The organism is Ruegeria sp. CDSC052, from assembly GCF_059610685.1.
Genome location: NZ_JBXWOB010000014.1, coordinates 73,087 through 97,720, shown reverse-complemented (window position 1 = coordinate 97,720; position 24,634 = coordinate 73,087). Strand labels below are relative to the sequence as shown.

General features: G+C 56.7%; 22 protein-coding genes, 2 tRNA genes and 1 riboswitch. Of the genes, 14 read left to right on the top strand and 10 right to left on the bottom strand.

The features are described from left to right. Positions 1-252: 252 nt before the first annotated feature. A complete protein-coding gene (locus tag AC2FIM_RS17740; protein WP_142640206.1) occupies positions 253-1,188 on the bottom strand; it encodes a LysR substrate-binding domain-containing protein in 936 nt (311 codons plus the stop codon). A gap of 239 nt (positions 1,189-1,427) precedes the next feature. Between AC2FIM_RS17740 and AC2FIM_RS17735 the strand changes: the two genes are divergently transcribed. From AC2FIM_RS17735 to AC2FIM_RS17715, 5 genes are all read left to right on the top strand, one after another. Continuing rightward, positions 1,428-2,381 carry an ABC transporter substrate-binding protein gene (locus AC2FIM_RS17735; protein WP_271951752.1) on the top strand — a complete coding sequence of 318 codons (954 nt, stop codon included), beginning with the start codon at positions 1,428-1,430 and terminating at the stop codon, positions 2,379-2,381. Positions 2,382-2,464: 83 nt separating this feature from the next. Continuing rightward, positions 2,465-3,493 carry a quaternary amine ABC transporter ATP-binding protein gene (locus AC2FIM_RS17730; protein ID WP_496678879.1) on the top strand — a complete coding sequence of 343 codons (1,029 nt, stop codon included), beginning with the start codon at positions 2,465-2,467 and terminating at the stop codon, positions 3,491-3,493. Beyond that, positions 3,493-5,475 (top strand): ABC transporter permease, encoded by a 1,983-nt coding sequence (locus AC2FIM_RS17725; RefSeq protein WP_281973701.1) that lies wholly within the window; start codon positions 3,493-3,495, stop codon positions 5,473-5,475. The genes AC2FIM_RS17730 and AC2FIM_RS17725 overlap by 1 nt, the downstream gene beginning before the upstream one ends. A gap of 1 nt (position 5,476) precedes the next feature. Then, positions 5,477-5,848, top strand: coding sequence for a cupin domain-containing protein (locus AC2FIM_RS17720; protein WP_496708298.1), 372 nt, complete (start codon positions 5,477-5,479; stop codon positions 5,846-5,848). Then, positions 5,845-8,244: a trimethylamine N-oxide demethylase gene (locus AC2FIM_RS17715; protein WP_496708297.1), complete on the top strand. Its 2,400-nt coding sequence runs from the start codon at positions 5,845-5,847 to the stop codon at positions 8,242-8,244. Before AC2FIM_RS17720 ends, AC2FIM_RS17715 begins: the two co-directional genes overlap by 4 nt. A gap of 411 nt (positions 8,245-8,655) precedes the next feature. Here AC2FIM_RS17715 and arsJ read toward each other — a convergent pair whose 3' ends face one another. The 3 genes from arsJ to AC2FIM_RS17700 are packed head-to-tail and all read right to left on the bottom strand — an operon-like array spanning position 8,656 to position 11,740. After that, positions 8,656-9,915, bottom strand: a complete 1,260-nt coding sequence (gene arsJ, locus AC2FIM_RS17710) for an organoarsenical effux MFS transporter ArsJ (protein WP_496678877.1) — start codon at positions 9,913-9,915, stop codon at positions 8,656-8,658. Next, positions 9,912-10,910: an ArsJ-associated glyceraldehyde-3-phosphate dehydrogenase gene (locus AC2FIM_RS17705; protein WP_271951742.1), complete on the bottom strand. Its 999-nt coding sequence runs from the start codon at positions 10,908-10,910 to the stop codon at positions 9,912-9,914. Before AC2FIM_RS17705 ends, arsJ begins: the two co-directional genes overlap by 4 nt. After that, the gene (locus AC2FIM_RS17700) at positions 10,907-11,740 is read right to left on the bottom strand and encodes an arsenate reductase/protein-tyrosine-phosphatase family protein (RefSeq protein WP_271951740.1); all 834 of its coding nucleotides are present in this window, start codon (positions 11,738-11,740) and stop codon (positions 10,907-10,909) included. The genes AC2FIM_RS17705 and AC2FIM_RS17700 overlap by 4 nt, the downstream gene beginning before the upstream one ends. Before the next feature lie 176 nt (positions 11,741-11,916). On the opposite strand from AC2FIM_RS17700, the gene AC2FIM_RS17695 reads away from it, so the two are divergent. Next, positions 11,917-11,992, top strand: a tRNA-Thr gene (locus AC2FIM_RS17695). 251 nt (positions 11,993-12,243) lie between these two features. On the opposite strand, the gene AC2FIM_RS17690 is transcribed toward AC2FIM_RS17695, so the two are convergent. Continuing rightward, positions 12,244-12,319: transfer RNA gene (locus AC2FIM_RS17690), tRNA-Lys, on the bottom strand. A 212-nt stretch (positions 12,320-12,531) separates the two neighbouring features. Between AC2FIM_RS17690 and dapF the strand changes: the two genes are divergently transcribed. Continuing rightward, positions 12,532-13,374 (top strand): diaminopimelate epimerase, encoded by an 843-nt coding sequence (dapF, locus tag AC2FIM_RS17685; protein WP_496708296.1) that lies wholly within the window; start codon positions 12,532-12,534, stop codon positions 13,372-13,374. Beyond that, the gene (mtaB, locus tag AC2FIM_RS17680; RefSeq protein ID WP_271951726.1) at positions 13,371-14,627 is read left to right on the top strand and encodes a tRNA (N(6)-L-threonylcarbamoyladenosine(37)-C(2))-methylthiotransferase MtaB; all 1,257 of its coding nucleotides are present in this window, start codon (positions 13,371-13,373) and stop codon (positions 14,625-14,627) included. Before dapF ends, mtaB begins: the two co-directional genes overlap by 4 nt. 80 nt (positions 14,628-14,707) lie before the next feature. On the opposite strand, the gene AC2FIM_RS17675 is transcribed toward mtaB, so the two are convergent. The 3 genes from AC2FIM_RS17675 to petA are packed head-to-tail and all read right to left on the bottom strand — an operon-like array spanning position 14,708 to position 17,438. Next, positions 14,708-15,493 carry a cytochrome c1 gene (locus AC2FIM_RS17675; protein ID WP_271951724.1) on the bottom strand — a complete coding sequence of 262 codons (786 nt, stop codon included), beginning with the start codon at positions 15,491-15,493 and terminating at the stop codon, positions 14,708-14,710. Between the two features lie 17 nt (positions 15,494-15,510). After that, positions 15,511-16,842, bottom strand: coding sequence for a cytochrome b (gene petB, locus AC2FIM_RS17670; RefSeq protein WP_142640230.1), 1,332 nt, complete (start codon positions 16,840-16,842; stop codon positions 15,511-15,513). Positions 16,843-16,853: 11 nt separating this feature from the next. Continuing rightward, positions 16,854-17,438, bottom strand: a complete 585-nt coding sequence (gene petA / locus AC2FIM_RS17665; RefSeq protein ID WP_142640296.1) for a ubiquinol-cytochrome c reductase iron-sulfur subunit — start codon at positions 17,436-17,438, stop codon at positions 16,854-16,856. Between the two features lie 485 nt (positions 17,439-17,923). Between petA and AC2FIM_RS17660 the strand changes: the two genes are divergently transcribed. Continuing rightward, on the top strand, positions 17,924-18,367 hold the full coding sequence (locus AC2FIM_RS17660) for a c-type cytochrome (protein ID WP_142640232.1): 444 nt from the start codon (positions 17,924-17,926) through the stop codon (positions 18,365-18,367). Positions 18,368-18,380: 13 nt separating this feature from the next. Here AC2FIM_RS17660 and AC2FIM_RS17655 read toward each other — a convergent pair whose 3' ends face one another. After that, a complete protein-coding gene (locus tag AC2FIM_RS17655) occupies positions 18,381-18,995 on the bottom strand; it encodes an FMN-binding negative transcriptional regulator (RefSeq protein WP_271951721.1) in 615 nt (204 codons plus the stop codon). A 54-nt stretch (positions 18,996-19,049) separates the two neighbouring features. Beyond that, positions 19,050-19,195: riboswitch (FMN riboswitch) on the top strand. Positions 19,196-19,323: 128 nt separating this feature from the next. Between AC2FIM_RS17655 and AC2FIM_RS17650 the strand changes: the two genes are divergently transcribed. The 5 genes from AC2FIM_RS17650 to cobO all read left to right on the top strand — a co-directional run bounded on the left by AC2FIM_RS17650 (position 19,324) and on the right by cobO (position 23,251). Next, on the top strand, positions 19,324-19,764 hold the full coding sequence (locus AC2FIM_RS17650; protein WP_142640236.1) for a 6,7-dimethyl-8-ribityllumazine synthase: 441 nt from the start codon (positions 19,324-19,326) through the stop codon (positions 19,762-19,764). A gap of 94 nt (positions 19,765-19,858) precedes the next feature. Further along, the gene (aroC, locus tag AC2FIM_RS17645) at positions 19,859-20,959 is read left to right on the top strand and encodes a chorismate synthase (RefSeq protein WP_496678870.1); all 1,101 of its coding nucleotides are present in this window, start codon (positions 19,859-19,861) and stop codon (positions 20,957-20,959) included. Further along, the gene (locus tag AC2FIM_RS17640) at positions 20,943-21,605 is read left to right on the top strand and encodes an HD domain-containing protein (protein WP_496707294.1); all 663 of its coding nucleotides are present in this window, start codon (positions 20,943-20,945) and stop codon (positions 21,603-21,605) included. The genes aroC and AC2FIM_RS17640 overlap by 17 nt, the downstream gene beginning before the upstream one ends. Before the next feature lie 54 nt (positions 21,606-21,659). Further along, a complete protein-coding gene (locus AC2FIM_RS17635) occupies positions 21,660-22,595 on the top strand; it encodes a DMT family transporter (RefSeq protein WP_142640242.1) in 936 nt (311 codons plus the stop codon). A 56-nt stretch (positions 22,596-22,651) separates the two neighbouring features. Further along, positions 22,652-23,251, top strand: coding sequence for a cob(I)yrinic acid a,c-diamide adenosyltransferase (gene cobO / locus AC2FIM_RS17630; protein ID WP_271951707.1), 600 nt, complete (start codon positions 22,652-22,654; stop codon positions 23,249-23,251). A gap of 474 nt (positions 23,252-23,725) precedes the next feature. Here cobO and AC2FIM_RS17625 read toward each other — a convergent pair whose 3' ends face one another. Continuing rightward, a complete protein-coding gene (locus AC2FIM_RS17625; protein WP_271951706.1) occupies positions 23,726-24,592 on the bottom strand; it encodes a branched-chain amino acid aminotransferase in 867 nt (288 codons plus the stop codon). Positions 24,593-24,634 lie beyond the last annotated feature (42 nt).

Sequence of the window (24,634 nt, the reverse complement as noted above, 5' to 3'; positions counted from 1 at the left end):
CCAATCTCCTGAATCGGCTTCTTCTTCGCCTCACGCGCAATTTCGATGTCAGATTTATAGCTCATTGGGTTTCGGTCTCCCTGCATAAAATAGGCCAATAGTGTTCCAACCAGAACGGCAAGGAGCCGAACCAGATTCGCATATATTTTTCTTTAAAGTAAATATTTATTCCCTAGGGTCAATATGCGAGTTTAACACTCCCTGAAAGTGCTACTCGATTCATCATTAGGAAACAGAGGCTGGCCACAGCGATCAGGCGTATCTTTTCCGACCCGCGCTGAGACCAAGCAACCAATCTTCAACGATGCGCTGCTCTGGGAAAGCTTTGTGAAGAGGCCTTTTTAACAGGTAGTATCCGGACTGTGTTCGCACTGATGCGCCCTGAACCGGTCTGACCAAGGTGCCGCTTTCAAGCAATGGGTCAACAAGATGGGCCCAACCCAATGCAATTCCCAGTCCATCGACAGCTGCTTGCACTGACAACGGATAGGTATTGAACTCCACTGCCTGTTCCATCGAGGACGTCGATACCCCATTGCCACTGAACCAAGTGCGCCATGTCATCCACTCTGCATGACCACTGGCGACTTCAATAAGGTCCAGTTCCGGCAGCGCAGATATATCTGCCGCTTTGGGGTTGCTCTTGAGATACTCTGGGCTGCAGACCGGAAATACGGTTTCTCCGAACAAAAGCTGTGCCTCGTATCCCGGCCAATCGCCATCTCCACGCAGGATCGTCAAGTCCATCGAATCCGACAGGCACTCTGCGTCGCTGTCAGAAGAGACCAGCGAAATACGGATGCGGCCATTTGATTTGTTGAACTTGCGAAGTTGCGGCATCAGCCAAAGAGACGCGACAGAGTTGGTGGCGGAGATCGATACCGTGTTGGCCTGATGTTTGGCCAGCATATCCCGGCTGACATCCCGCATCAGGTCCAGCGACTTCTCCACGGTTGCCAGCAGGATGGCCCCTTGTTGGGTAAGCGAAACAGATCGGTGCCCTCGCACAAACAACGGCACATCATAGTGTTGCTCTAGCAACCGCACTTTGCGGCTGATCGCCGTTTCAGAGATGTTCAGAACCTTACTGGCCTGCGCAAAGCTCTGCGCCTTTGCGGCAGCTTCAAACGCCAACAAATAGTCGAGCGGCGGAAGGACTTTCCCTGTGACTGAAGTTTTCTTTGGCATTTCAGAGCGGATTCCCGAACTGGACGTTATAGCGATCGAAAAACATTTGGCCTCATCTGCGGGCAATCGATCAGGCAACTAATTGTTAAGATAGCAAAAAGTCGGGTTAGCCTCAAGAATTTATGGTCAAAGACCCTCAAATTTCTGTTCTGCGTCTGGGGCGATTCTGCGCAGAATGCACAAATTCGGGGCCGGAAGAGTCCACAACCTAAAAAATGAACATCACTCAGGGAGCAAACATGAAACTTACAAACCTCCTTTCTGCTGCAACTTTGGCAGCAGTTGCGGGAACAGGGGCGACTGCAGAAGACAGCAGCGACCCGATCGTGATCCCAATTCACAATTGGTCCAGCCAGATCGTGATGTCGAACGTTGTCGGCCTGATCTTTGAAGAGATGGGCAACAACGTCGAATACGTCACCACCGACAGCCAGGCGGTCTATGAATCGGTGCGCCTGGGCGATGTGGCGTTGGAGATGGAAGTCTGGGAAGGCGCGTTTGGCGCGTCCTACAGGGCGGCATTGGAAAAAGGTGGCCTGCATGACGCAGGCGATCATGACGCCGTTACACGTGAGGATTGGTGGTATCCCATGTGGACCAAGGAATCCTGCCCGGGCCTGCCAGATTGGAATGCATTGAACGACTGCGCACACCTGTTCGCGACAGCCGAAACCGGCGACAAGGGTCGGTATCTGGATGGTCCAGTTGACTGGTTGAAGCATGGTAAAGAACGCGCCGAAGCACTTGATCTGAACTTTACCGTGATCAATGCGGGTTCCGCCGCAGCCCTTTGGGCCGAGATAGGCGCGGCTGAGGCCGACAAAACACCGGTACTGGTTTTTAACTGGACGCCAAACTTTGCCGAAGCCGTCTGGCCTGGTGAGTTCGTTGAGTTCCCAGCATGGGAAGACGGATGCGACAAAGACCCAGCCAAGGGTCCTAACCCGAATGCGTTGTATGATTGCGGCAACCCCGCCAAAGGTTACCTGAAAAAGGCAGCCTGGGATGGTATGAAAGACAAATGGCCGGCCGCGTATTGCGCCCTGACAGAGATTTCTTTCACCAATCCGCAGATTGCTGAGATGGCGAAGCTGGTCGATACTGATGAGCTTGAACCGGAAGAAGCCGCCGAAGAATGGCTGGACGCCAACCGCGCTGTCGTCGATCCTTGGATCAGTTCCTGCAGCTCATAATCCCGGCTACATCCACCGAAACTGGCGCGGCCTTGACCATCTGATCGATGCAAGGCCGCGCTCAACAAGAAAGTTAGGCAGCCATGTCCGCCACAGCGCCTGTCATCTCAGCCAAAAATGTATGGAAACTGTTTGGGCCCTCGCCAGAGAGCTACCTGAAGTCCATGCCCGCTGGCCGCGGTTTTGATGAAATCCGTGCAGATGGGTATATCGCCGGTGTCAAGGATGTCTCGATTGAGGTTGGCCGTGGCGAAATGCTGGTCATCATGGGTTTGTCAGGGTCAGGCAAGTCGACGCTGGTACGTTGCTTTTCGCGCCTGCACGACATTACAGGCGGAACGATTGAGGTTGACGGTCAGGACATCATGAGCCTGAGCGAGCGCGATCTGATTGAATTGCGCAGAAACAAGATGGGCATGGTGTTTCAGTCTTTCGGACTGCTGCCACATCGCACGGTTTTGGACAACGTGGCCTTTCCGTTGGAAATGCGCGGACAAGATCGTCATGATCGGCGCGAGCGCGCGCTGGAAGTCATCAAGTTGGTGGGCCTTGAAGGTCGGGAAGAATACTTCCCACGGGAATTGAGCGGTGGCCAACAGCAAAGAGTGGGAATCGCCCGGTCGCTCGCCATTGAACCCGATATCTGGTTTCTGGACGAGCCATTCTCGGCGCTTGATCCACTGATCCGCCGCGAAATGCAGGATGAATTCCTGCGATTGCAAGAGATGCTGGGCAAAACCATCGTTTTCATCACGCATGATTTTGACGAAGCGCTACGTCTGGCAGACCGGATTGCAATCATGCGCAACGGCGCGGTCGAACAATGTGACACCCCCGACAAGATTGTGATGAACCCTGCCACCGAGTACGTGGCCAAGTTTACCGAAGATGTCGACAAGGCCCGGGTCGTACATGCCGAAGGCCTGGCAAAACCTGTGAACGGTCATGCCTTGGAGGGCGCACCTATCAATGGTGGATCAACCATTCACGAACTGGCGCGGGTTCTTGTCAACGATAACCGCATTCTTTTGCCGGTGGCGGATGACAAAGGCGTTGTCACCGGTGTTTTGGAACGTGACGCCGCATTGAATGTTCTGCTTGGAGCTGAATGATGGCGGCGCTGTCCACCGAAGTACCGGACACTTCAGACGGGACGTGGGGAAAAACCAGAGTCCTGACTACACTGCTGGCCGCCGCCTTCGTGCTGATCGTTGCCAAAGCTGTCGGAGTTCTGCCCGAATGGCTAAACCGCATCCCCGAAGCCGCGATTCCGCCAACGGCGCAGGTTCTGGATGCAGTCTTCTACTTTATCCAAAATGATCTTGGCCTGATCTATGTCACACGATTTATCGCCGAAGGTCCGCTTGAGTTCCTGCTGGATACGTCAGCGAACCTTCTGGAAGGCAAGCGCCGTTGGCCCAATCTAGGCCCGATCCCATGGTCCGCAATCGCCGCAGTGGCAGCCGTCGTCGGCTACGCCGTAGGTGGTTGGCGTCTGGCCGCATTAGGCGCGGGAACCTTCATCTGGACGGCCGCGATCGGGCAGTGGAAGATCGCCATGCAGACGATGTCTGTCATCGTGGTTGCCGCACCGCTGGCGTTTCTTTTGGGCTTGATACTGGGCATCGCCGCCTGGAAATACAGCTGGTTCGAGCGGTTGCTGAAACCCATGTTGTCCGTGCTGCAAACCCTGCCCTTCTTTACGTATCTCTTGCCAGCAGTGATCTTTTTTAAGGTCGGACCGACAGCTGGGGCTGTTGCAACGATTACCTTTGCCATCCCGCCGATGATCCTGATGACCACGTTGGGTCTGAAGAAAGTCAGCCCCGAAGTGATCGAAGCAGGCCAGATGTCTGGATGTACCAAATGGCAGATGCTACGCCATGTTTACGTGCCGGCTGCGCGCACCGAAGTTCTGGTCGGCGTCAATCAGGTTATCATGCTGTGTCTGGCAATGGTGGTTCTGACCGCGTTTATCGGCATGCCGGGTCTTGGAGCCAAACTGCTGGCGATGATGGGTAGTTTCAAGCTGGGCCGTTCTTTCGAGATTGGCGTAACCATCGTCCTTCTGGCTGTCACGTTGGATCGGATGTCAAAGGCCTGGGTCGTCAAGCAGCCAGTGCACTTCGAACGCGGCACCCCGTGGTGGAAGCGCCACCAGATTTCGCTGGTCGCACTGGGTCTGTTTGTTGGGTTCACTCTGCTGTCTCAGGTCTTCCCGATCCTGGCCGAAATTGGCCGCAAGCAGCATCTCAGCCAGGGCAAAGAAATCGACGTGGTTATCAAGTCGTTCCTGGCCATCGACATGATCAAAGGGACAACCGAATGGTTACGCTGGTTTCTGAACGTCAAGGTTCTGATTCCATTCCGGAATACGCTACTCGCCATTCCAACTCCCGCGTTCATCCTGCTGGTTGTTTCCTTTGCTTATTGGGTTGGTGGCCGAAAGCCCGGCATCTACGCAGCAGTCTTCTTTACGATTGTCGCGTTCTCGGGCTGGTGGGATCGGTCGGTTATCACTTTGTATACAGTGATCTCGGCCGTTGCGCTGGCAACCATGATCGGCATCCCCCTGGGCGTTGTCGCAGCACGGTCCGCGCGTTGGTCCAAGAGCATTTTGCTGGCTTGCGACACTGCGCAAACCTTCCCCAGCTTCATTTACTTGATCCCTGCGATCATGTTGTTCGGGGTCAATGATGTCGCTGTTGTGTTCTCGATTCTGATCTTCGCCGCCGTCCCGCTGATCCGGTACACTATTATTGGCCTCAGCAACGTGCCGCCGGAAATGACCGAGGCAGCAGATATGTCCGGCTCGACCCGCCGGCAAAAACTTATGTCGGTTCAGTTCCCTCTGGCGCTGCCAACTATGGCGGTCGGGTTTAATCAAGCCATCATGTTCGCCTTCTTCATGGTCATTATCGCGGCCTTCATTGGAACGCAGGATCTGGGGCAAGAACTTCAACGAACTCTGGCAGGTACCGAACTGGGCAAGAACTTTGTGCTCGGCATGAATGTCTCGCTGATGGCGCTTACCTTCGACATGGCGATCAGCAGCTGGGCTGATCAGCGCAAAAAGCGGTTGGGGCTCGACTAAGATGGCACAACAGCAGAGCGCACGCATCGTTATCCGCTTCGATGACCCCGGATTTGTCCGGATGCGGATGGACGGCCTGCCCGATGCGCAGGTCTGGTGGAAGAATATCAGTTTCGATGAGGCAACCGGACAAGGCAGCTATCTGATGAAGATGGCGCCAGGCACACGTTCGAACCCTCATGTCCATTACGGGCCGGAAGAGTTCTTTGTGCTTGAGGGCGATCTGACCGACCACGACGGGTTTCGATATCGCAGCGGCGATTTTGTCAGCCTTGCTGCCGGGTTCAGCCACTGTTCGCGAACCGAGGCGGGATGCCTCTTGGTGGTCACCCATCGCGGTGCAACCGAAGCCATTCAGGAGAACACACTATGAATGTGAAGCCGGCCTTCGAAGTTCCATTCGAACGCAGCGGGGTTCTGGCCCCCGGCCTTCCGATCCTGCCGCATGGAACGGAACGCCACCCGATCCCCGGAATGGGGTCGCGCGCGGTACCGGTGTCCAAGGGCGATACCATCACGCTGCTGGACCGCGATGGGATGCAACCGGCTGAGATGGTCTTCTTTTCTCCTGACCGAAGCTCCGATGCAGCCATGCTGGGCACACAGGGGCATGGACGGCCCGAAGGTTTGATCGCAACCCTCGCAAATGGATCAGCATCTGGCAAAAAAGTTCTGCGTGCATTGGAAATCGCGGGCTTCGACATCGGAAAAGGCGACGCAATCCGGGCATTCGCTGGCGGTTCACGCCCGGGCGACATGGTGCATTTCGTGGCGGAAAGCGATGGTCTTTTGATTGTCGCTGCACCAGGCAAGGCTATGCGCCCCGAGGACAACAACCCTCCTACGGATATCATCTTGTACATCCAGCGCTCAGCGCCCGGATTGGAAAAGCCCGATGTCGGACCGCCCGATCCGCTGGCCGATCCGCTTAAGGATTTCAATATTCAGCCGGGAAATGCGCACTCATATGAAGTGAAGGCCGGTGAATTCATCCAGATCGTCGATATTCGTGGCCGAGAGTGTTCCGATTTTCAGGCCTTCAGCCGCCGCGCACTGGATCAGGGGATCGAGCGTGAAATCGACCCGACAACAACACGCAGCCTGATGGGCAGCTTGTATCCTCAACCCGGGATTTTCTCAAAGTACTGGTCAGTAGATCAAGAGCCTTTGATCGAAATCGTTCAAGATACCTGTGGGCGCCATGACACGTTCGGTCTGGCCTGTACGGCGCGATATTATGAAGACCTTGGCTATCCCGGCCATGTGAATTGTTCGGACAATATCAACAAGGATCTGGACCAATATGGCATCAAGCCGCGCGGTGGCTGGCCAGCGATTAACTTCTTTTTCAACACGATGCTGGATGACACCAACGCCATTGGCATGGACGATCCGTGGTCGCGACCCGGTGACTTCGTCCTGCTGCGCGCCCTGACCGATCTGGTTTGCGTCAGCACCGGCTGTCCCTGCGATATCGACCCGGCAAATGGCTGGAATCCAACAGACATTCAAGTGCGAACCTATAAGGCGACCGAGGATTTCAAGCGGTCCTATGGCTATAGAAAATCTGCGGAGGCGGATGTGGAAGAAACTAAAAAAACAGCATTTCACGACTGCTTTGCACGGCACACCCGTGATTTCTTAGAATACAATGGCTATTGGCTGCCCAACACGATGACCAATCATGGCGCGATTGCCGAATATTGGGCTTGCCGGGACAAGGTTGCTGTCATGGACCTCAGCCCGCTGCGCAAATACGAAGTCGTGGGACCTGACGCCGAAGAACTGATGCAGCTTTGCGTGACCCGCAACATGAAAAAGTTGAGCGTTGGTCAGGTCGTTTATACGGCCATGTGCTATGAGCACGGCGGTATGATCGACGATGGCACCGTCTACCGGTTGGGTGAGACGAACTTCCGCTGGATCGGTGGGAATGACACCAGCGGGTTGTGGCTGCAGGAACAGGCGCTCAAACGCAATATGAATGTCTGGGTGCGCAACTCTACGGACCAGTTGCACAACATCGCAGTTCAGGGGCGGCATAGCCGCGACATACTTTCCAAGATATTCTGGACACCGCCTCAGCAACCAACGATCGACGAACTGCCGTGGTTCCGGCTTTCGGTCGCGCGGGTTGGTGATGTGCAGGGGACTTCTGTTGTAATTTCTCGGACCGGCTATTCTGGAGAGCTTGGGTATGAAATCTTCTGCCACCCCAAGGATGCCGTCGAAATCTTTGATCGTGTCTGGGAGGTGGGCCAAGAGTATGGCATTGCGCCTCTGGGCCTGGCCGCATTGGACATGTTGCGGATCGAGGGCGGTCTGATCTTTGCCGGGTCAGAATTCGACGATCAGACCGATCCGTTCGAGGCCGGCATCGGCTTTACTGTGCCGCTGAAATCAAAGACCGACGACTTCATTGGGCGGGCGGCGATAGAGGAGCGCAAGGCCCACCCACACCGCAAACTGGTTGGATTTGAGATCGAAGGGGGTACGGTCCCCTCACCCGGTGACTGCGTGCGCGTTGGGAAAGCGCAGGTCGGAGAGATTACCAGCGCGATGAAATCACCCATCCTCGGCAAGGTCATCGCTTTGGGTCGGATTTCGGTTACCCATGCCATCGTTGGAGCGGACATCGAAATCGGGCAGCTGGACGGCCAACAAAAGCGGTTGAAAGCCAAGATCGTGCCATTCCCGCATTTCGATCCAACAAAGGAACGTGTGAAGGGAATGTACGCAGAAGCGACGGTTCCGAACGCTGCAGAATAGCGACGGTGGTGTGACATTAACTTCTACCCGACCAAGGAATGCTGATGCTCGGACCTCATGCAACTCGAGTGGTGGCATTCCAGGTCAAATGCCTCTGGGCAGTGATATCGGATTGTTAAGGCTGAGCGGTCGGCCACGAACCACTGCAAGCCTTATTGCTTGGGTACCAATCAAAATAGTCTTTTGCTTCAGTGAGCTTTCGAACGCGTGGCTTTGCGCGCTTCCCGAGTGTGCCACTGAGATTTTGAAACAACAAATTGGATCCGCTGAAATGCCCTGCGGCATCGCCAACAAAGCGTTTCTACCGGATAGCGTAACATGTAGGGGCTAATTCCACTTGTCCTGTCACAGAATTCATCCGCAAAAATTATGAAGTCCATGCCGCATTCGCGAGCAAGTTTGGTGAGAATGCTAACCCACCGCCAAACGGTCCTGCATCCTGTCCGAGGCCATCGCGGACAGAGCGACCATTGTTGCGGCTGTTCCCAGAACCATTGCCAAACCACCGATCTGGTAAGTGAGGCCAGACAGCACTGTGCCCAGCAATCGGCCGGCCGCGTTGGCCATGTAATAGAAACCGACATCCATCGTGACCCGCTCGGCCTGAGAAAAGGACAGGATCAGATAGGAGTGCAGCGAGGAGTTCACGGCAAAGATCACTCCAAAGATCAGCAAGCCGATCACCAGCGTAATGGTCAGCCAAGTGGCGGGCCCCGAGGATAAGGCCACAGCGACGGTCAGGGCGGCAGGCACGCAGAACAGGGCTACGGCCCAATCGCGCGCGGCGCGGATCAATTGGGGCTCGGACCGGTCAGAGGCGCGCAGGATCTTCGGGGCGCTGGCCTGAACTGCGCCGTATAGGATGATCCAGGCCGCCATGAATGTCCCGATCATGAAAAAGGCCGCTCGGTTCCCGGTTTCGGACCCGTCGGAAAGCACCGCATAGAAATAGATCGGAATCCCGACCACAAACCACACATCGCGCGCGCCAAACAGAAACAGGCGGGACAGGCACAGCCAGTTGATATTGGGGGATTTCGAAAAAACCTCAGAGAATTTTGCGTCTTTACGCCCTTTGGGCAGGCCCGGCGGCATGAATAGAACGACCGCGATCATGATGACGCCCAGCACCATAGCCATGGCCAGCACCGCCCAGTTAAAGCCAAACGTGGCCAGTAGACCTGCACCCAGCAAAAAGCCCAGCCCTTTGACCGCGTTCTTGGACCCGGTCAGCAGGGCAACCCAGCGAAACAGGCCGCCATCCTCGGTCGGGGCCAGCAGTTTCACGGCGGATTTCGAAGACATCTTGGCCAGATCCTTGGCCACGCCGCTGGCACCCTGAACGATCATGACAAAGGCCACTTTGGCAGGAATTGCCCAATTAGGGTCTAGTTGTGTCAGCAACAGCAACGCCCCCACCTGCAGGCCAAGCCCCGCATAGAGCGTCGAGGTCAACCCGAACCGAGCCGCAATCCAGCCCGCCGCCAGATTGGTGCCGATACCGGCAATTTCATACAGAACAAACAGATAGGCCAGCTGGACCGGCGAGAAGCCCATCGTATGAAAATGCAGCAGCACCAGCATACGAAGCGCGCCGTCGGTCAGCATGAATGCCCAATAGGCTGCCGTGACCGCGATATAGGCCGACAAACCTTCGGGCCGCTGGGTCACAGCGCGGCTCCGACCATGAGCGCGACGTCGACCAGACGGTGCGCGTATCCCATCTCATTGTCATACCAGGCGTAGATCTTTACCTGGGTGCCGTTCACCACCATGGTCGACGGGGCATCGATGATCGAAGAACGCTGGTCATTGGTATAGTCTGTCGAGACCAGAGGGCGGGTCTCATAGCCCAGAATACCCTTCAAATCTCCATCGGCGGCTTCTTTGAAAAACGCGTTGACCTCTTCGACGGTTGTTTCCCGCTCCACTTCGAACACGCAATCGGTCAGCGAGGCATTCAGCAGCGGCACCCGGACCGCGTGGCCGTTCAACCGGCCTGTTAGCTCGGGGTAGATCAGGGTGATTGCCGTGGCCGAGCCGGTGGTGGTTGGGATCAGCGAATTCAGGGCCGAGCGCGCGCGGCGCAGGTCTTTGGCGGGTCGGTCCACGATGGTCTGCGTATTCGTCACATCATGGATCGTGGTCATCGACCCGTGCCGAATGCCCAGATTTTCGTGGATCACCTTGACCACCGGCGCCAGGCAGTTGGTGGTGCAGGACGCAGCCGTCACGATGTGATGCGCGCTCGGATCATATGTACCTTCGTTCACGCCCATCACGATATTGGCGGTCGGGCCATCCTTGACCGGTGCCGAGACGACAACCTTCCTGACGCCTGCATCAAAATATGGCGCCAGCTTGGTCTCGGTTTTGAAGGCGCCAGTGCAGTCAATCACCACGTCGACCCCGTCCAGTGGCAGCGCGTTCAGGTCGCGGGTACCGACAAACGGCAAGCGCATACCCTCTATGGTGACGCTGTCTTTGTCATAGTCAAAATCTGCTTCCCAGCGTCCATGAACCGTATCAAATTCCAGCAAATGTGCGTGCATTTCAGGATCACCGATCCCGTCATTGATCCAGGCGATCTTTGCGCCTTTCTCCAATAGTGGTTTCAGGGCCAGCTTGCCCATCCGGCCAAGGCCATTCACAGCGTAGGTTGTCATGTCATGTCCTCGTCAGATGTTCTGGCAATATCGTCGACAGCAGATTGCAAGGCGATCCGGTCGAGGCTTTCGACCGGCAGCGAGGTAAAGGCCTCGATCCTGCGCCTGAGCGAACCATAGGCGTTCTGGAAGGCCAGGCTTTTTTCAGCCTTCGTGCCTGTCGCCATGACCGGGTCGACCACGCCCCAGTGACCGCTGATCGGCTGGCCATCCCAGGCCGGGCATTCCTCATTCGCGGCCTGATTGCAGACGGTAAAGACAAAATCCATCTCGGGCACGTCAGAGGTGGCAAATTCTGAGATATGTTTCGAGCGCAGAGCCGAAACATCATGCCCTTTGTCCTTAAGGACCTGCACCGCTATAGGGTTGAGCCCGGATGAAGGCTGCGTTCCCGCAGAATATGCGTTGAAACGCTCACCCGCCAGCGCGCGAAGGATAGATTCAGCAAATATCGAACGGGCGGAATTGCCAACGCACAGGAAAAGAACGTTATATTTTCGGTCCGCTGATCTGTCGCTTTCCCAGCCTGACGGGATACAGATTTCGGGGCGTCCGCGGCAGCAATCGTTCAGTAGGTAATCCAGCATCTGCTGCACATTCTGCATCTCGATCGAGTAGAGCAAAGAGGTACCAGACCGATTCTGCCGGACCAGCCCCGCCTGTCGCAACGCGTTCAGATAGTTCGATAATGTGTTGGGCTTGATCCCCAGCCCCAAGGCAAGCTCTCCAGCCGGGACAGCGTCAGGAAAGCGTCGCATCAACATGCGAAACACTGAAAGCCGTTGCGGGTGACCCAAAGTCGCCAGTTGTTCTGTTGCTATTATTTCCATATTTCATGAAATATAGAAATATATAACTGCAGTCAACCCGGTTCCGATTTCCAGTGCGCGCCGGACCCTCAATGAACGGTGATAACAAAATGCGGAAACAGGTGCTTCTGAGGTCATGAAACCCGGTGTTTCACCGCTTGCAAGCACCCGCACGAGGGTTTAAATGAGCCTCGCTTGCCTCAATAGCTCAGCTGGTAGAGCAGGTCCTTCGTAAGGACAAGGTCGGGGGTTCGAGTCCCTCTTGAGGCACCATTTACATTCAGAGGCTAACAGAAGTCGCAAACCCTTGAACGTAAAGTGATTTCTGCAGTTCGAAGGGTTTTGTCCCGCCAACTTGCCGTTTGGATTCTCACACCCGTAATTGGACGAAGGTGACATCGAAGCAGCCATCGCCGATAAGCTACAATCGCCACGGATCTCCTCGGCAGATCATTGCACATGCGGTGTGGTTATACGTTCGCATCAATCTGATCCTGCGTAACGCGTTGGTGCTATGTAAAAAGTGGTGAGCCGTGCAGGATTCGAACCTGCGACCCACTGATTAAAAGTCAGTTGCTCTACCAACTGAGCTAACGGCCCACTCTTTTGTTTGGATCCTTTGGATCCGTGGCGCTCTGTAAGGCATTTTCCCGACTGGGTTCAAGACCTTATTTCACACCTCGTTACGCCTGTAGTTTCTTTCGAAACGGCGTCCCGATAGGCGGCCTACTTAGGCAGGTGGCGCAAGGGGGTCAACCCCTTTTTTCACGAATCTGCGCCACAGGGTGGATTCCCATCCGCAGCAACGTTATATGCCCGCCATGCAAGGAATTCAGAACACCGGATTGCCCTTTATGAAGATGCATGGGCTGGGCAATGACTTTGTCATTGTGGATGCGCGCGCGCATGAGGTCGGGGTGACACCAGCCTTGGCTCAAGCCATTGGGCATCGGCAATTTGGGGTCGGCTTTGATCAGCTCGCCGTCATCGAAAACGGCGCATCAGATGCCCATCTGGTGTTCTACAACGCCGATGGCTCGACCTCGGCCGCCTGTGGCAATGCCACCCGCTGTATCGCGCGGTTTCTGATGGAGGAAACCGGCAAACAGACCCTGACCCTGACCACCGAGCGGGGAACGCTCTATGCAAGCGATGCGGGGGACGGGCTGACTTCGGTTAATATGGGACTGCCGCAGCTGAACTGGCACGAGATTCCACTGACCGAAGACGTGGACACCTTGGAACTGCCGATCGAAGGCGCCCCAACCGCCACCGGCATGGGAAACCCGCATTGCACCTTCTTTGTCGACAATGCCGAGGCGATTCCGCTGGCAGAGTTCGGCGCACGGTATGAATATCATCCGCTCTATCCAGAACGGACCAATGTACAAGTGGCACAGCTGATCGGTCCGGATCATATCCGCATGCGCGTATGGGAACGGGGCGTTGGCATCACCCTGGCCTCTGGCTCTTCGTCCTGCGCAACGGCCGTGGCCGCAGCCCGGCGCGGCCTGACCGGACGCAAGGTTCAGATCGAGCTGGACGGCGGCACGATTTGGATTGAATGGCGCGACGATGGCGTCTGGATGACCGGCCCTACCGCCCATGTCTTCTCAGGCCTGCTGACGCCGGAATTCCTGAGGTCGCTGGGATGAACCCGCCCAAATTCGCCACGCTGGGCTGCCGCCTGAACGCCTATGAGACCGAGGCGATGAAAGAGCTGTCGCAACAGGCCGGTCTGACCGATGCGGTGGTGGTGAACACCTGCGCCGTGACCGCCGAGGCAGTGCGCAAGGCCCGGCAGGAAATCCGCAAACTGCGCCGCGAAAACCCGAATGCCCGGCTGATTGTGACCGGCTGCGCTGCGCAGACAGAACCGCAGACCTTTTCCCAGATGGAAGAGGTCGATGCCGTCATTGGCAACACGGAAAAGATGCGACCCGAAACCTGGAAAGGTATGGCGGCGGATTTCATTGGTGAAACCGAGGCCGTCCAGGTTGATGACATCATGTCGGTTACCGAAACCGCTGGCCACCTGATCGACGGGTTTGGCACTCGGTCCCGCGCCTATGTACAGGTTCAGAATGGCTGTGACCACCGCTGTACCTTCTGCATCATCCCATATGGCCGCGGTAATTCGCGCAGCGTCCCCGCGGGCGTTGTTGTGGACCAGATCAAGCGTCTGGTCGATAAGGGCTATAATGAGGTCGTTCTGACCGGCGTCGACCTGACCTCATGGGGGGCTGACCTGCCTGCCCAGCCAAAGCTGGGTGATCTGGTTATGCGCATCCTCAAACTGGTGCCCGATTTGCCGCGCCTCCGGATCAGCTCGATCGATTCGATCGAGGTCGATGAAAACCTGATGCAGGCCATTGCCACAGAACCCCGCCTGATGCCTCACTTGCATCTGTCGCTGCAGCATGGCGACGATCTGATCCTGAAGCGGATGAAACGCCGCCATTTGCGTGACGATGCGATCCGATTTACCCAAGAGGCCCGCAAACTGCGCCCCGAGATGACCTTTGGCGCTGACATCATCGCCGGTTTCCCGACCGAGACCGAGGCGCATTTCGAAAACTCGCTAAGGCTGATTGCCGATTGCGATCTGACATGGCTGCATGTCTTCCCCTACTCCAAACGCGAAGGTACACCCGCTGCCCGCATTCCGCAGCAGGTCAACGGCAATGTCATCAAAACCCGCGCCGCCCGTCTGCGTGCCGCTGGCGAGGTGCAGATTGCCAAGCACCTGACCGCCCAGGTTGGCAAGGTACATCACATCCTGATGGAAAATCCGCATATGGGCCGCACCGAGCAGTTCACCGAAGTCACGTTCAAAACCGCTCAATCCGAAGGGCAAGTCGTGACCGCCACCATCACCGGCCGCTCCGCAACACAGCTCAGCGCCTGATTCGCCCCTTCCACCCCAAAGCAACAAAAAAACCCCCGCTGCCAGTGGCGCGGGGGTTTCTAACTTTTCTGAAAAAGCGCTTAGTGTTTCTTCTTGCCTTTAACGCCTGCCCACAGACGCTTGTTGACCAGGTACAGCAGGACCGACAGAAGCGTCAGGAAGACAACACCGACAAAGCCCGAATACTTACGCTCCATCATCTTCGGTTCAGCCGTCCACATCAGAAAGGCTGCAACGTCTTCCGACATATGCTCGACGTCATTTGCGTGGCCATCGGCAAACTCGACCTGCTCATCCGAAAGCGGGGGCGCCATCGAAATCCAACCACCGGGGAAGGCGGTGTTTTCGTACAGAATCGTTCCCGCTTCTTCCTTTTCGTGGCCAGTATAACCATCCAGCAACGAGGCGATGTATTCCGGGCCGCCCATGCCGTTGACCAGCTGGTTGATCCCCAGACCGTAAGGGCCGTGGAAACCGGCACGCGCCTTGGCCATCAGGCTCAGGTCGGGTGCGCCAACGCCATCATTGGCGGGGAAATGGTCAACGGGTTTTGCCGGGCGGAAGTCGTCCAGCTCGGGGTCGAACACTTCAAAGTTGCCCGCCGCATAAGCGGTGACTTCGTCTTCCGAATAGCCCAGCGCTTCGAGGTCACGCAGAGGCACATAGCGCAGGCCGTGGCAGGCCGCGCAAACATCGGTGTAAATCTGCAGGCCGCGCTGTAACTGGTGTTGATCCCAGGTTCCGAACGGACCTTCGAATGAGAATTGGAAGTCCTCGATATGCTGTTCGCCTCCGCCTGCCGCGTTAGACGCGACAGGAGCAAGTGCGATAGCAAACGCGGCACCGATTGCAAGTTTCTTGAACATGTTTCCGGTCCCTCTTCTTACTCGGCCGGCGTGGCATCGGCGTCAGCCTTGCCATAATGCGCGTTGAAGTCTTCTTCGATGGTTTCCGGCTGTGCATCGGGTTTTTCGATGACACCCAGAACCGGCAGGATCACGAAGAAATAGCCGAACCAGTAGGCCGATGCGATTAACGAGAAGGTCGCATAGGGCTCTTCTGCGGGCATCGCACCCAGCCACATCAGGGCAAAGAAGTCGACGATCAGCAGGTAGAACCACCATTTGAACATCGGCCGGTATTTACCCGAACGTACGGTCGACGTGTCCAGCCACGGCGCCAGAGCCATAGCCAGGATCGCACCAAACATCGCCAGAACACCAAAGAACTTGGCGTCAATGATGCCGCCGGTGATGAAGCTGGCGAATTGAACAACCCAGACCTCGCCGGTAAAGGCACGCAGGATCGCGTAGAACGGCAAGAAGTACCATTCGGGCACGATATGTGCCGGTGTTACCAGCGGGTTGGCTTCGATGTAGTTATCCGGGTGGCCCAGATAGTTCGGCATGAAACCAACAATCGCCCAGAACACAACCAAGATGACCGCCAGTGCGAACAGATCCTTGATCACGAAGTAAGGCCAGAAGGGCAGCGTGTCTTTCTCAGCCTCGGCTTTCGAACCGCGGCGAACCTCAACACCTGTCGGGTTGTTGTTGCCGGTGGTGTGGAAAGCCCAGACATGCACGATGACCAGCGCCGCAATTACAAAGGGCAGCAGGTAGTGCAGCGAGAAGAAGCGGTTCAGCGTGGCGTTGTCCACAGCCGGTCCGCCCAGCAGCCAGGTCTGGATCGCGTCACCCACAAACGGTATCGCACCAAACAGGCCGGTGATCACGGTCGCACCCCAGAAGGACATCTGACCCCAGGGCAGAACATAGCCCATAAAGGCAGTGCCCATCATACAGAGATAGATCAGCATCCCGATGATCCACGTAACCTCGCGCGGGGCTTTGTACGAGCCATAGAACAGGCCGCGGAAGATGTGGATGTATACCGCGACAAAGAACAGCGATGCGCCGTTCATGTGCAGATACCGCAGCATATAGCCGCCATTCACGTTGCGCATGATGTGCTCGATGCTAGCAAAGGCCAGATCAACATGCGGAGTGTAGTGCATCACCAGAACGATACCGGTGACAATTTGCAGGACCAGGCAAAACGCCAGGACGATACCCCAGATCCACCACCAGTTCAGGTTCTTGGGGGTTGGGATCATCAGGGTGTCATAGATCAGGCCGACGATGGGCAGGCGGCTGTTCAGCCACTTCTCGCCACTTGTCTTCGGCTCATAGTGATCGTGGGGAATTCCGGACATCTGGGTCTCCCTTAGCCGAGTTTGATGGTGCTGGCGTCCGTCCACTCAGCGGGCGGAACGGGCAGGTTTTCAGGTGCAGGACCTTTGCGGATACGGCCAGCCATATCGTAATGCGAACCGTGGCAGGGGCAGAACCAGCCGCCAAAGTCACCAGCATCGCCCAGCGGGACACAACCGAGATGAGTACAGACGCCCATCTGGACGATCCAGGCACCTGCGGCTTCGCCTTCCGGCGACGGCATCACGCGGTTTGCATCCGTGGCCGGTGCATCAGCATTCAGATTGAAGTTACGGGCCAGCGGGTCAGGCAGGGCATCCACGCCATCGGCGTCCTGCTTCTGCGCTTCGTCGATTTCGACACCGGTGCGGTGACGGATGAACACGGGTTTGCCCAACCATTTGACGGTCAGCTGGGTTCCGGGCTCGACACCGCTCACATCCACGCGGATCGAGGACAGGGCCTGAACGTCTGCCGAGGGGTTCATTTGGTTGATCAGGGGCCATACGGCTGCACCCGTCGCAACGACACCTGCGCCGCCTGCGACGTAGTAGAGGAAATCTCTGCGGGTGCCTTCGTGGTCTTCTGCGTGGGACACGAGGTTTTCTCCGATTCCGGCGCCCGGCAATACCGGGCAAACATGCATCAGCACCGCATCAAAGCGGCGTCTCATCGCGGCTATCTATCCGGGAGAAATCGGTTCGTCCAGCGGTCATAGGCGCGCACTACGCCGCATCTTGGCATTCATGTCACAACGAAGGGCGTTTTTTTCAAGGGATGGGCCGGATTACCCGTGAAGGTTTGCCCTGCCGCGCGGGTGGTTCAGGGAGTGATTCGGATGGCAACCAGGCAACGAAAACACTCTCACAACACAGAACCGGAGACTGTTGACCGGCGAAGATCTGCAAAATTCTGACCTGATTTTGCCACGCAAAAATCCACTTCGATTGAATCTACCTTGGCTAAAATAATGAGTTAAAAATAGATATTTTTCAACACACTAGACGAGTCTCAATTCGATTGCACATTTGGCTGGAATGTCCCAAGGGCCTGTAACAGGACCAACCTTAACGGGATTTTTCCATGCCAAAGCTTTTTACAGCCACTCTAACCTTCGCCCTGACCCTTTCATCGCAATCCATCGCCGCCGGCGATCCGGCAAAGGGGGAAAGCCTCTACAATCGGTGCTCTTCGTGCCATGCAATTATCAAAGATGGAAAAGTTCTGGTCAAAGGCGGCATCACCGGGCCGAATCTCTATGGGGTCGTAGGCCGGGTGGCCGGAACAGAAACCGATTACCTGAACGGAAGCGAACGCCTACCAATCGGGATGTACACCGATGACATGATCCGTGCTGGCCAGGAAGGGCTGGTCTGGACACAGGAAAACATCGTCGAATATTCGCAGGACCCGATTGTTTTCCTGAGGGATTATCTGGATGACGAAACCGCCCGTCCGAACATGAGCGTCAAACTGAAAAAAGGGGCTGAGGATGTCGCCGCTTATCTGGCGACCTTCAGCAACTGACCAGCCCGTCCGCTCACCTAGACCGCATGAGCGCGGCGAGGTGAGTGGTCTCGCTTCCGAACCCGTCTACCGCCACATGATCTGCGGCGGCTAGACGGACATCGTCCGGCTTGTTCTGGTTCAGCTTCCAGGTGCCCTGAATGTCATCTACCTGCAACTTGCAGGGCACAATCATGCGCATCATCTTGTCCAGAGCCTCCGCGCTCATCTTGCTGGCGCTCCAGGGTGGCTTGGGGTTCAACCGGCGCTCATAAAAATCCGACTGACGATCGAGTAAATCGCGCAACGCGTCCTGCGGAAGAAGCGAAAGCGTTCCGGTCAGGTGCACCGCCACATAGTTCCAAGTGGGCACCTGATCCTCAATCCCGTACCAGTCGGGCGAGATATATCCGTCAGGCCCTGATACAGCGATTCGAACCGTGCGCGGTTCATTCAATGCCCGGACGATCGGATTGGACCGCACCAGATGCAGCGAGGCTTCTGCGCCATCTTCTGACAACAGAAACGGCACATGGCTAAGCAAAGGCCCTTGGTCCGCTGACAAAGCCAAAACACCAAATGCGCGCTCGCGCGCAAAAGCAATATGACGGTCACGATCCTCGGCGCGGAAGGCGGGATTGGGGTGCATTGCGGTCCTCCTGCAAAAGCTCTTGCAGAACCGCGCACCTATTGGCAAGGTGCGCCTCGTTCTCAGGGCGGGGCGGAATTCCCCACCGGCGGTATGCGGGCGATAACCCGTAAGCCCGCGAGCGGCCCCTTTTCGGGGTGTCAGCAGATCTGGTGAGAGGCCAGAGCCGACGGTTACAGTCCGGATGAAAGAGAACGTGCAGTGTGCCGGTAACCCCGCGCGCCTGCTCGTGATCGCCTTGGGTGACGTGTCATGTCGTGCTGGCAGCGAAAAGTGGGAACCGGTTTTCGCAACCGCCAGCAAACCACCAAACCGGAAGGAGATCTTGATGACACACACCCGTTATGCGTTTGTTAAGGCCAGCTGGCATGCCGATATTGTCGACCGTGCACTCGACGGGTTTCTGGAATTGATACCCGCCGATCAGGTGGACGTGTTCGACGTTCCAGGCGCGTTCGAAATGCCCCTGCTGGCCCGCGATCTTGCCCAGACTGGGCGCTATGCAGCTGTGACCTGCGCGGCCTTTGTGGTGGATGGCGGCATCTACCGGCATGATTTCGTGGCGCAAGCTGTGGTCGATGGGCTGATGCGCGCAGGTCTGGATACCGGTGTTCCGGTTCTGTCTGTTTCGCTGACGCCGCACCAGTATCAAGAGACGGACCACCACAATACCATCTACCGCGCGCATTTCGTGGATAAGGGGCGCGAGGCGGCACAGGCGGCGTTGAAAATCACCGCCATGCGGACGCAGCTGTCCTCGGCGGCTTGACCGGAAAGGGTTGGGGTGCTGGGCCCCAACCGCAAATCCGCTTGAGGCTACGGGCCTTGCCCGCTAATCACGATGCTCAGAAGGAGCACGCCTTATGTCGATGAACAACTTTGGCCATCTTTTCCGCGTCACCACCTGGGGTGAAAGCCACGGGCCCGCCTTGGGTGCCACTGTTGATGGCTGCCCGCCGGGGGTGACCATCGACGCAGAGGTGATCCAGCACTGGCTGGACAAGCGCAAACCAGGACAGAATAAATACACCACCCAGCGGCGCGAGCCCGATCAGGTGAAAATCCTGTCCGGCGTGTTCGAAGGGCAGACGACCGGAACTCCGGTCCAGCTGATGATCGAGAACACTGATCAGCGGTCAAAAGACTATGGCGATATCATGGAAAAATTCCGCCCGGGCCATGCTGATATCACCTATTGGCAAAAATACGGTATCCGCGATTATCGTGGTGGTGGCCGCAGTTCGGCGCGCGAAACCGCCTCGCGCGTTGCCGCCGGGGGCCTGGCCCGCGAAGCCATCAAGCAGATCGCGCCGAATGTCCAGATCACCGGGTACATGACCCAGATCGGCCCGCACAAGATCGACCGCACGAATTTCGATTGGTCACAGATTGAACAGAACCCATTCTGGACGCCCGATGCGACAGCCGCCGAAGATTGGGCCGCCTATTTAGACGGGTTACGCAAGTCCGGCAATTCGGTCGGGGCAGTGGTTGAGGTCGTTGCGCGAGGTGTCCCTGCCGGGATTGGTGCGCCAGTTTATGCCAAGTTAGACACTGATCTTGCCGCAGCGATGATGTCGATCAACGCGGTCAAAGGTGTTGAGATCGGCGAAGGCATGGCCGCCGCTGAACTGACGGGCGAGGCCAATGCCGATGAGATTTTCATGGGGCAGAATGGCCCGCAATACAGCTCGAACCACGCAGGCGGCATACTGGGCGGGATTTCGACCGGGCAGGATATAGTCGTACGCTTTGCGGTTAAACCGACATCGTCGATTCTGGCCACGCGCAAAACGATCACCAAATCCGGAGAAGAGACCGAGATCATCACCAAAGGCCGCCATGACCCTTGTGTCGGCATCCGTGCGGTTCCGGTTGGCGAAGCGATGATGGCTTGCGTAATCCTTGACCACCTGCTCTTGCACCGGGGTCAGATCGGCGAGAACCGTGGCCATATCGGCTGAGCTGCGCACTCGGCTGCGCGGCATCGTCGCGCAGCGCATGAAAACAGATCCTGCCCACGATCTGGCGCATCTGGATCGCGTTTGGATCAATGTACAGGCCATCGCGGACACGCAAGCAGATATTCGGGTTCTGCTTGCGGCAAGCTATCTTCATGACCTGGTCAACTTGCCCAAAGATGACCCTGATCGTCACCTCGCCTCACGCCAATCTGCGGCTGAATCAGAGCCTATTCTAGCGAAATTGGGGTTTTCTCAGCCTGAAATCGATGCCACTCAACACGCCATCGCCGCACATAGTTTCTCGGCCGGGATACTGCCTGAAACGCCCGAGGCCCGCATCCTTCGCGACGCAGATCGGCTGGATGCGCTGGGGGCTATCGGTATTGCGCGCAACTTCGCTGTGTCAGGTGCTCTGGGTCGCGACCTGTATGATCCCGAGGATGCTTTTGCCACTGCCCGCGATCTGAATGATCAGCAATTCTCGATTGATCACTGGAAGGTCAAACTGTTGAGCCTGCCGGCAGACATGCTGACGCCCACCGGGCGCGAATTGGCACAGGCGCGTGTGGCACGGATGATCCGGTTTCTTGAGGCGTTCAGCGAAGAGATCGGCCAACCCCTGCCCGACACGTGGAAATCTGCCTGATTGGTACAATCCAATCGTTGATCTTTCGCAGTCAAAGGCTCAGGTTCCCGGCCAATGGCACAATCCCTGACTTCCCACCGACCCATGCTTGCCGTGGGCCTGAAACTGGCTGCGTTGGTTCTGTTCACCTCAATGTCGGCGCTGGTCAAAGCACTGTCCGAGGACTTCCCCCCCGGTGAACTGGTGTTTTTCCGGTCGCTCTTCGCCATTCCCGTCATCATTGCCTGGTTGCTTTGGCGCGGAGAGCTGGCGCAGGGCTTTGTGGTCAAAAAGCCGATGGGTCATTTCTGGCGCGGCGTTCTGGGCACCAGCGCCATGGGTCTGACTTTTACGGGTCTCAGCCTCTTGCCACTCCCCGAGGTCACCGCGATTGGCTATGCCACCCCGATCTTCACCCTGATTCTAGCCGCGCTGATTCTGGGCGAGCGCATTCGCATGATCCGCATCGGTGCCGTCGCGCTGGGATTGTTGGGCGTGCTGATTATGGTTTGGCCCAGGCTGGGCACCACCCAGATGGAGATGGCAGCCACAATCGGGGCGCTTTGCGTGCTGGCGGCCACACTCGCCCGTGCCTTTGTTCAGATCCATATCCGGCAGTTGGTCAAGGTGGATCACCCGGCCGCGATCGTGTTCTATTTCTCGATGACCGCTACCCTGCTTTCAGCTCTGACCGCGTTTTGGGGTTGGACCATGCCAACACTTAATCAGGCTCTAATTATGATCATAATGGGGTTGATCGGCGGTGTTGCACAGATTCTGGTCACCTCGTCCTATCGCTTTGGTCAGGCCTCAATGCTGGCGCCTTATGACTATACCACCATGCTGTTTGCCATATTCATCGGCTATATCTGGTTTGATGAGCTGCCGACGCTTGCGATCCTGTTGGGTGCGACGCTGGTGATTGCGGGCAATGTGGTCGTGATCTGGCGCGAACACCAGCTGGGGCTGGAACGCGGCAAGGCCCGGTCCCTGACCGATCACAAAGCGTGACTTTACCTTTTTCAATCTTGCCCTAGTTTGGGCCCAACAATCACAGAGGTGCCCGAATGAGCGACGCGCAGGATCACAAAGAAAAGATGCAGCAGGTGCAGGCCAAGCACCGCAAAAAAGTGTCCGAGGCCGTCGACCCGGGCCGTGGTCTGGTGCTGATCAATACCGGCAAGGGCAAGGGCAAATCCTCGGCCGCGTTTGGTGTCGTGATCCGAGCGCTGGGATGGGGTCAGAAAGTTGCCGTCGTACAGTTCATCAAGGGCAAGTGGAAAACCGGTGAGCGACGGTTCTTTGAAGAGCGCGACTTGGTCACCTGGCACACGATGGGCGAAGGCTTTACCTGGGACACTCAGGACCGCGAACGCGATATCGCTGCTGCCAACGCCGCTTTTGACAAGGCGCGGGCACTGATGGAAAGCGGTGAGTATGATCTGGTCGTTCTGGACGAGATCAATATTGCCCTGCGCTATGAATATCTGACTGTCGATCAGGTGATCGACGGGCTCAAGGCGCGGTCTGACAAGACCAGCGTGTTCCTGACTGGTCGCGATGCGCCACAGGCGCTGCGCGACTATGCCGATCTGGTTACCGAAATGACCGAGGAAAAGCACCCGTTTCAAGCCGGGATCAAAGCCCAGCGTGGCGTCGATTTCTAGGATTAGAGTCAGTTTTACAGAGCGGGTAGGCCGGGTTGAGGGAATGCTAGCGCAAGGTTTGATGAGCGGACTATGCGGTCATTGGCAAAACTTTGAAAGCCAGCTTGAATTCCAGACGTAAACTCGACATGGAACCGAAACTAAATGACTTATGAAGAATGTTTGCGGTCCATATATTTCGACTGGGAAAGCTGGTTAATTGCCCTTGTGGCATTGGCTATCTCGCTCACTTTCTGGAAAAACAGTAAGAAGGGCTTGGCCGTCGTGTCTGCTTGTTTCGGTTTGCTGCTAGCCTCTTCATGGGCTTATCTGTACTACGAAATGAATTGCGTGGAACTCATCCGACCATAGGAAGTTTGGGCTCAATTCGGTCATTGTAAGGTAGTTTGCGCACTCACATATCTAACCGAACCTGTTGACGGTTGCCCAAAAGCATAAAACCCCGCCAAGGCGGGGTTTCAATTTGGTTGCGGGTTATGCCCGGACCAGTTTTTCGTAATCGGCGGCAATCTCGCGGGTCAGGTCACCGACCTCAAACGTATAGTCGCCGATCTGGCCCACAGGCGTGACCTCGGCCGCAGTACCGGTCAGCCAGCATTGTTCAAAATCGGCCATCTCTTCAGGTTTGATGCGGCGCTCATGCACCGTGATGCCTTTGTCTTTTAGCATCTGGATCACGGTTTGACGGGTGATCCCGTTCAAAAAGCAATCGGCCAACGGGGTATGAACTTCGCCGTCCTTCACAAAGAAGACGTTCGCCCCGGTCGCCTCGGCAACATAACCACGCCAGTCCATGAACAGCGCATCCGAGCAGCCCTTGGCCTCGGCCTTATGCTTGGAAATGGTGCATATCATGTAAAGCCCGGCCGCCTTGGCATGGACCGGGATGGTCTCAGGGCTGGGCCGCTTCCATTCCGCGATATCCAGCTTGGCGCCCTGCATCTTGGCGTCGCCGTAATAGGCACCCCAGGGCCAGACCGCTACGGCCATGCGGACCGGGTTCTTGGCCGAAGCCACACCCATATCCTCGCCCGAACCACGCCAGACCAGCGCACGGACATAGGCGTCCTGCAAGCCACTTGCCTTCAGCGCGTCTTCCTTTGCCGCTTCGATCTGGTCGATCGTATAGGGCATCGGCATGTCCAGCGCCTCCGCCGAGGCGACCAGCCGTTCGGAATGCTCCCGACTTTTGAAAATTTTGCCGTTATAGGCCCGCTCGCCCTCAAAGACCGAAGACGCATAGTGCATCGCATGGCTCAGAATGTGGACATTCGCCTCGCGCCAGGGCACAAGTTCTCCATCCATCCAGATGACACCGTCACGATCATCATACCCCGCCATGCGAAACCTCCCTGCCTGGGTTGAATATTCCGATTATTGCGC

What these genes read in the sequence shown, in the direction of transcription:
- AC2FIM_RS17740 (WP_142640206.1), bottom strand. Translation starts at nt 1,188, where the DNA reads ATGCCAAAGAAAACTTCAGTCACAGGGAAAGTCCTTCCGCCGCTCGAC.
- AC2FIM_RS17735 (WP_271951752.1), top strand. Translation starts at nt 1,428, where the DNA reads ATGAAACTTACAAACCTCCTTTCTGCTGCAACTTTGGCAGCAGTTGCG.
- AC2FIM_RS17730 (WP_496678879.1), top strand. Translation starts at nt 2,465, where the DNA reads ATGTCCGCCACAGCGCCTGTCATCTCAGCCAAAAATGTATGGAAACTG.
- AC2FIM_RS17725 (WP_281973701.1), top strand. Translation starts at nt 3,493, where the DNA reads ATGGCGGCGCTGTCCACCGAAGTACCGGACACTTCAGACGGGACGTGG.
- AC2FIM_RS17720 (WP_496708298.1), top strand. Translation starts at nt 5,477, where the DNA reads ATGGCACAACAGCAGAGCGCACGCATCGTTATCCGCTTCGATGACCCC.
- AC2FIM_RS17715 (WP_496708297.1), top strand. Translation starts at nt 5,845, where the DNA reads ATGAATGTGAAGCCGGCCTTCGAAGTTCCATTCGAACGCAGCGGGGTT.
- AC2FIM_RS17705 (WP_271951742.1), bottom strand. Translation starts at nt 10,910, where the DNA reads ATGACAACCTACGCTGTGAATGGCCTTGGCCGGATGGGCAAGCTGGCC.
- AC2FIM_RS17700 (WP_271951740.1), bottom strand. Translation starts at nt 11,740, where the DNA reads ATGGAAATAATAGCAACAGAACAACTGGCGACTTTGGGTCACCCGCAA.
- dapF (WP_496708296.1), top strand. Translation starts at nt 12,532, where the DNA reads ATGCCCGCCATGCAAGGAATTCAGAACACCGGATTGCCCTTTATGAAG.
- mtaB (WP_271951726.1), top strand. Translation starts at nt 13,371, where the DNA reads ATGAACCCGCCCAAATTCGCCACGCTGGGCTGCCGCCTGAACGCCTAT.
- AC2FIM_RS17675 (WP_271951724.1), bottom strand. Translation starts at nt 15,493, where the DNA reads ATGTTCAAGAAACTTGCAATCGGTGCCGCGTTTGCTATCGCACTTGCT.
- petB (WP_142640230.1), bottom strand. Translation starts at nt 16,842, where the DNA reads ATGTCCGGAATTCCCCACGATCACTATGAGCCGAAGACAAGTGGCGAG.
- AC2FIM_RS17660 (WP_142640232.1), top strand. Translation starts at nt 17,924, where the DNA reads ATGCCAAAGCTTTTTACAGCCACTCTAACCTTCGCCCTGACCCTTTCA.
- AC2FIM_RS17655 (WP_271951721.1), bottom strand. Translation starts at nt 18,995, where the DNA reads ATGCACCCCAATCCCGCCTTCCGCGCCGAGGATCGTGACCGTCATATT.
- AC2FIM_RS17650 (WP_142640236.1), top strand. Translation starts at nt 19,324, where the DNA reads ATGACACACACCCGTTATGCGTTTGTTAAGGCCAGCTGGCATGCCGAT.
- aroC (WP_496678870.1), top strand. Translation starts at nt 19,859, where the DNA reads ATGTCGATGAACAACTTTGGCCATCTTTTCCGCGTCACCACCTGGGGT.
- AC2FIM_RS17635 (WP_142640242.1), top strand. Translation starts at nt 21,660, where the DNA reads ATGGCACAATCCCTGACTTCCCACCGACCCATGCTTGCCGTGGGCCTG.
- cobO (WP_271951707.1), top strand. Translation starts at nt 22,652, where the DNA reads ATGAGCGACGCGCAGGATCACAAAGAAAAGATGCAGCAGGTGCAGGCC.
- AC2FIM_RS17625 (WP_271951706.1), bottom strand. Translation starts at nt 24,592, where the DNA reads ATGGCGGGGTATGATGATCGTGACGGTGTCATCTGGATGGATGGAGAA.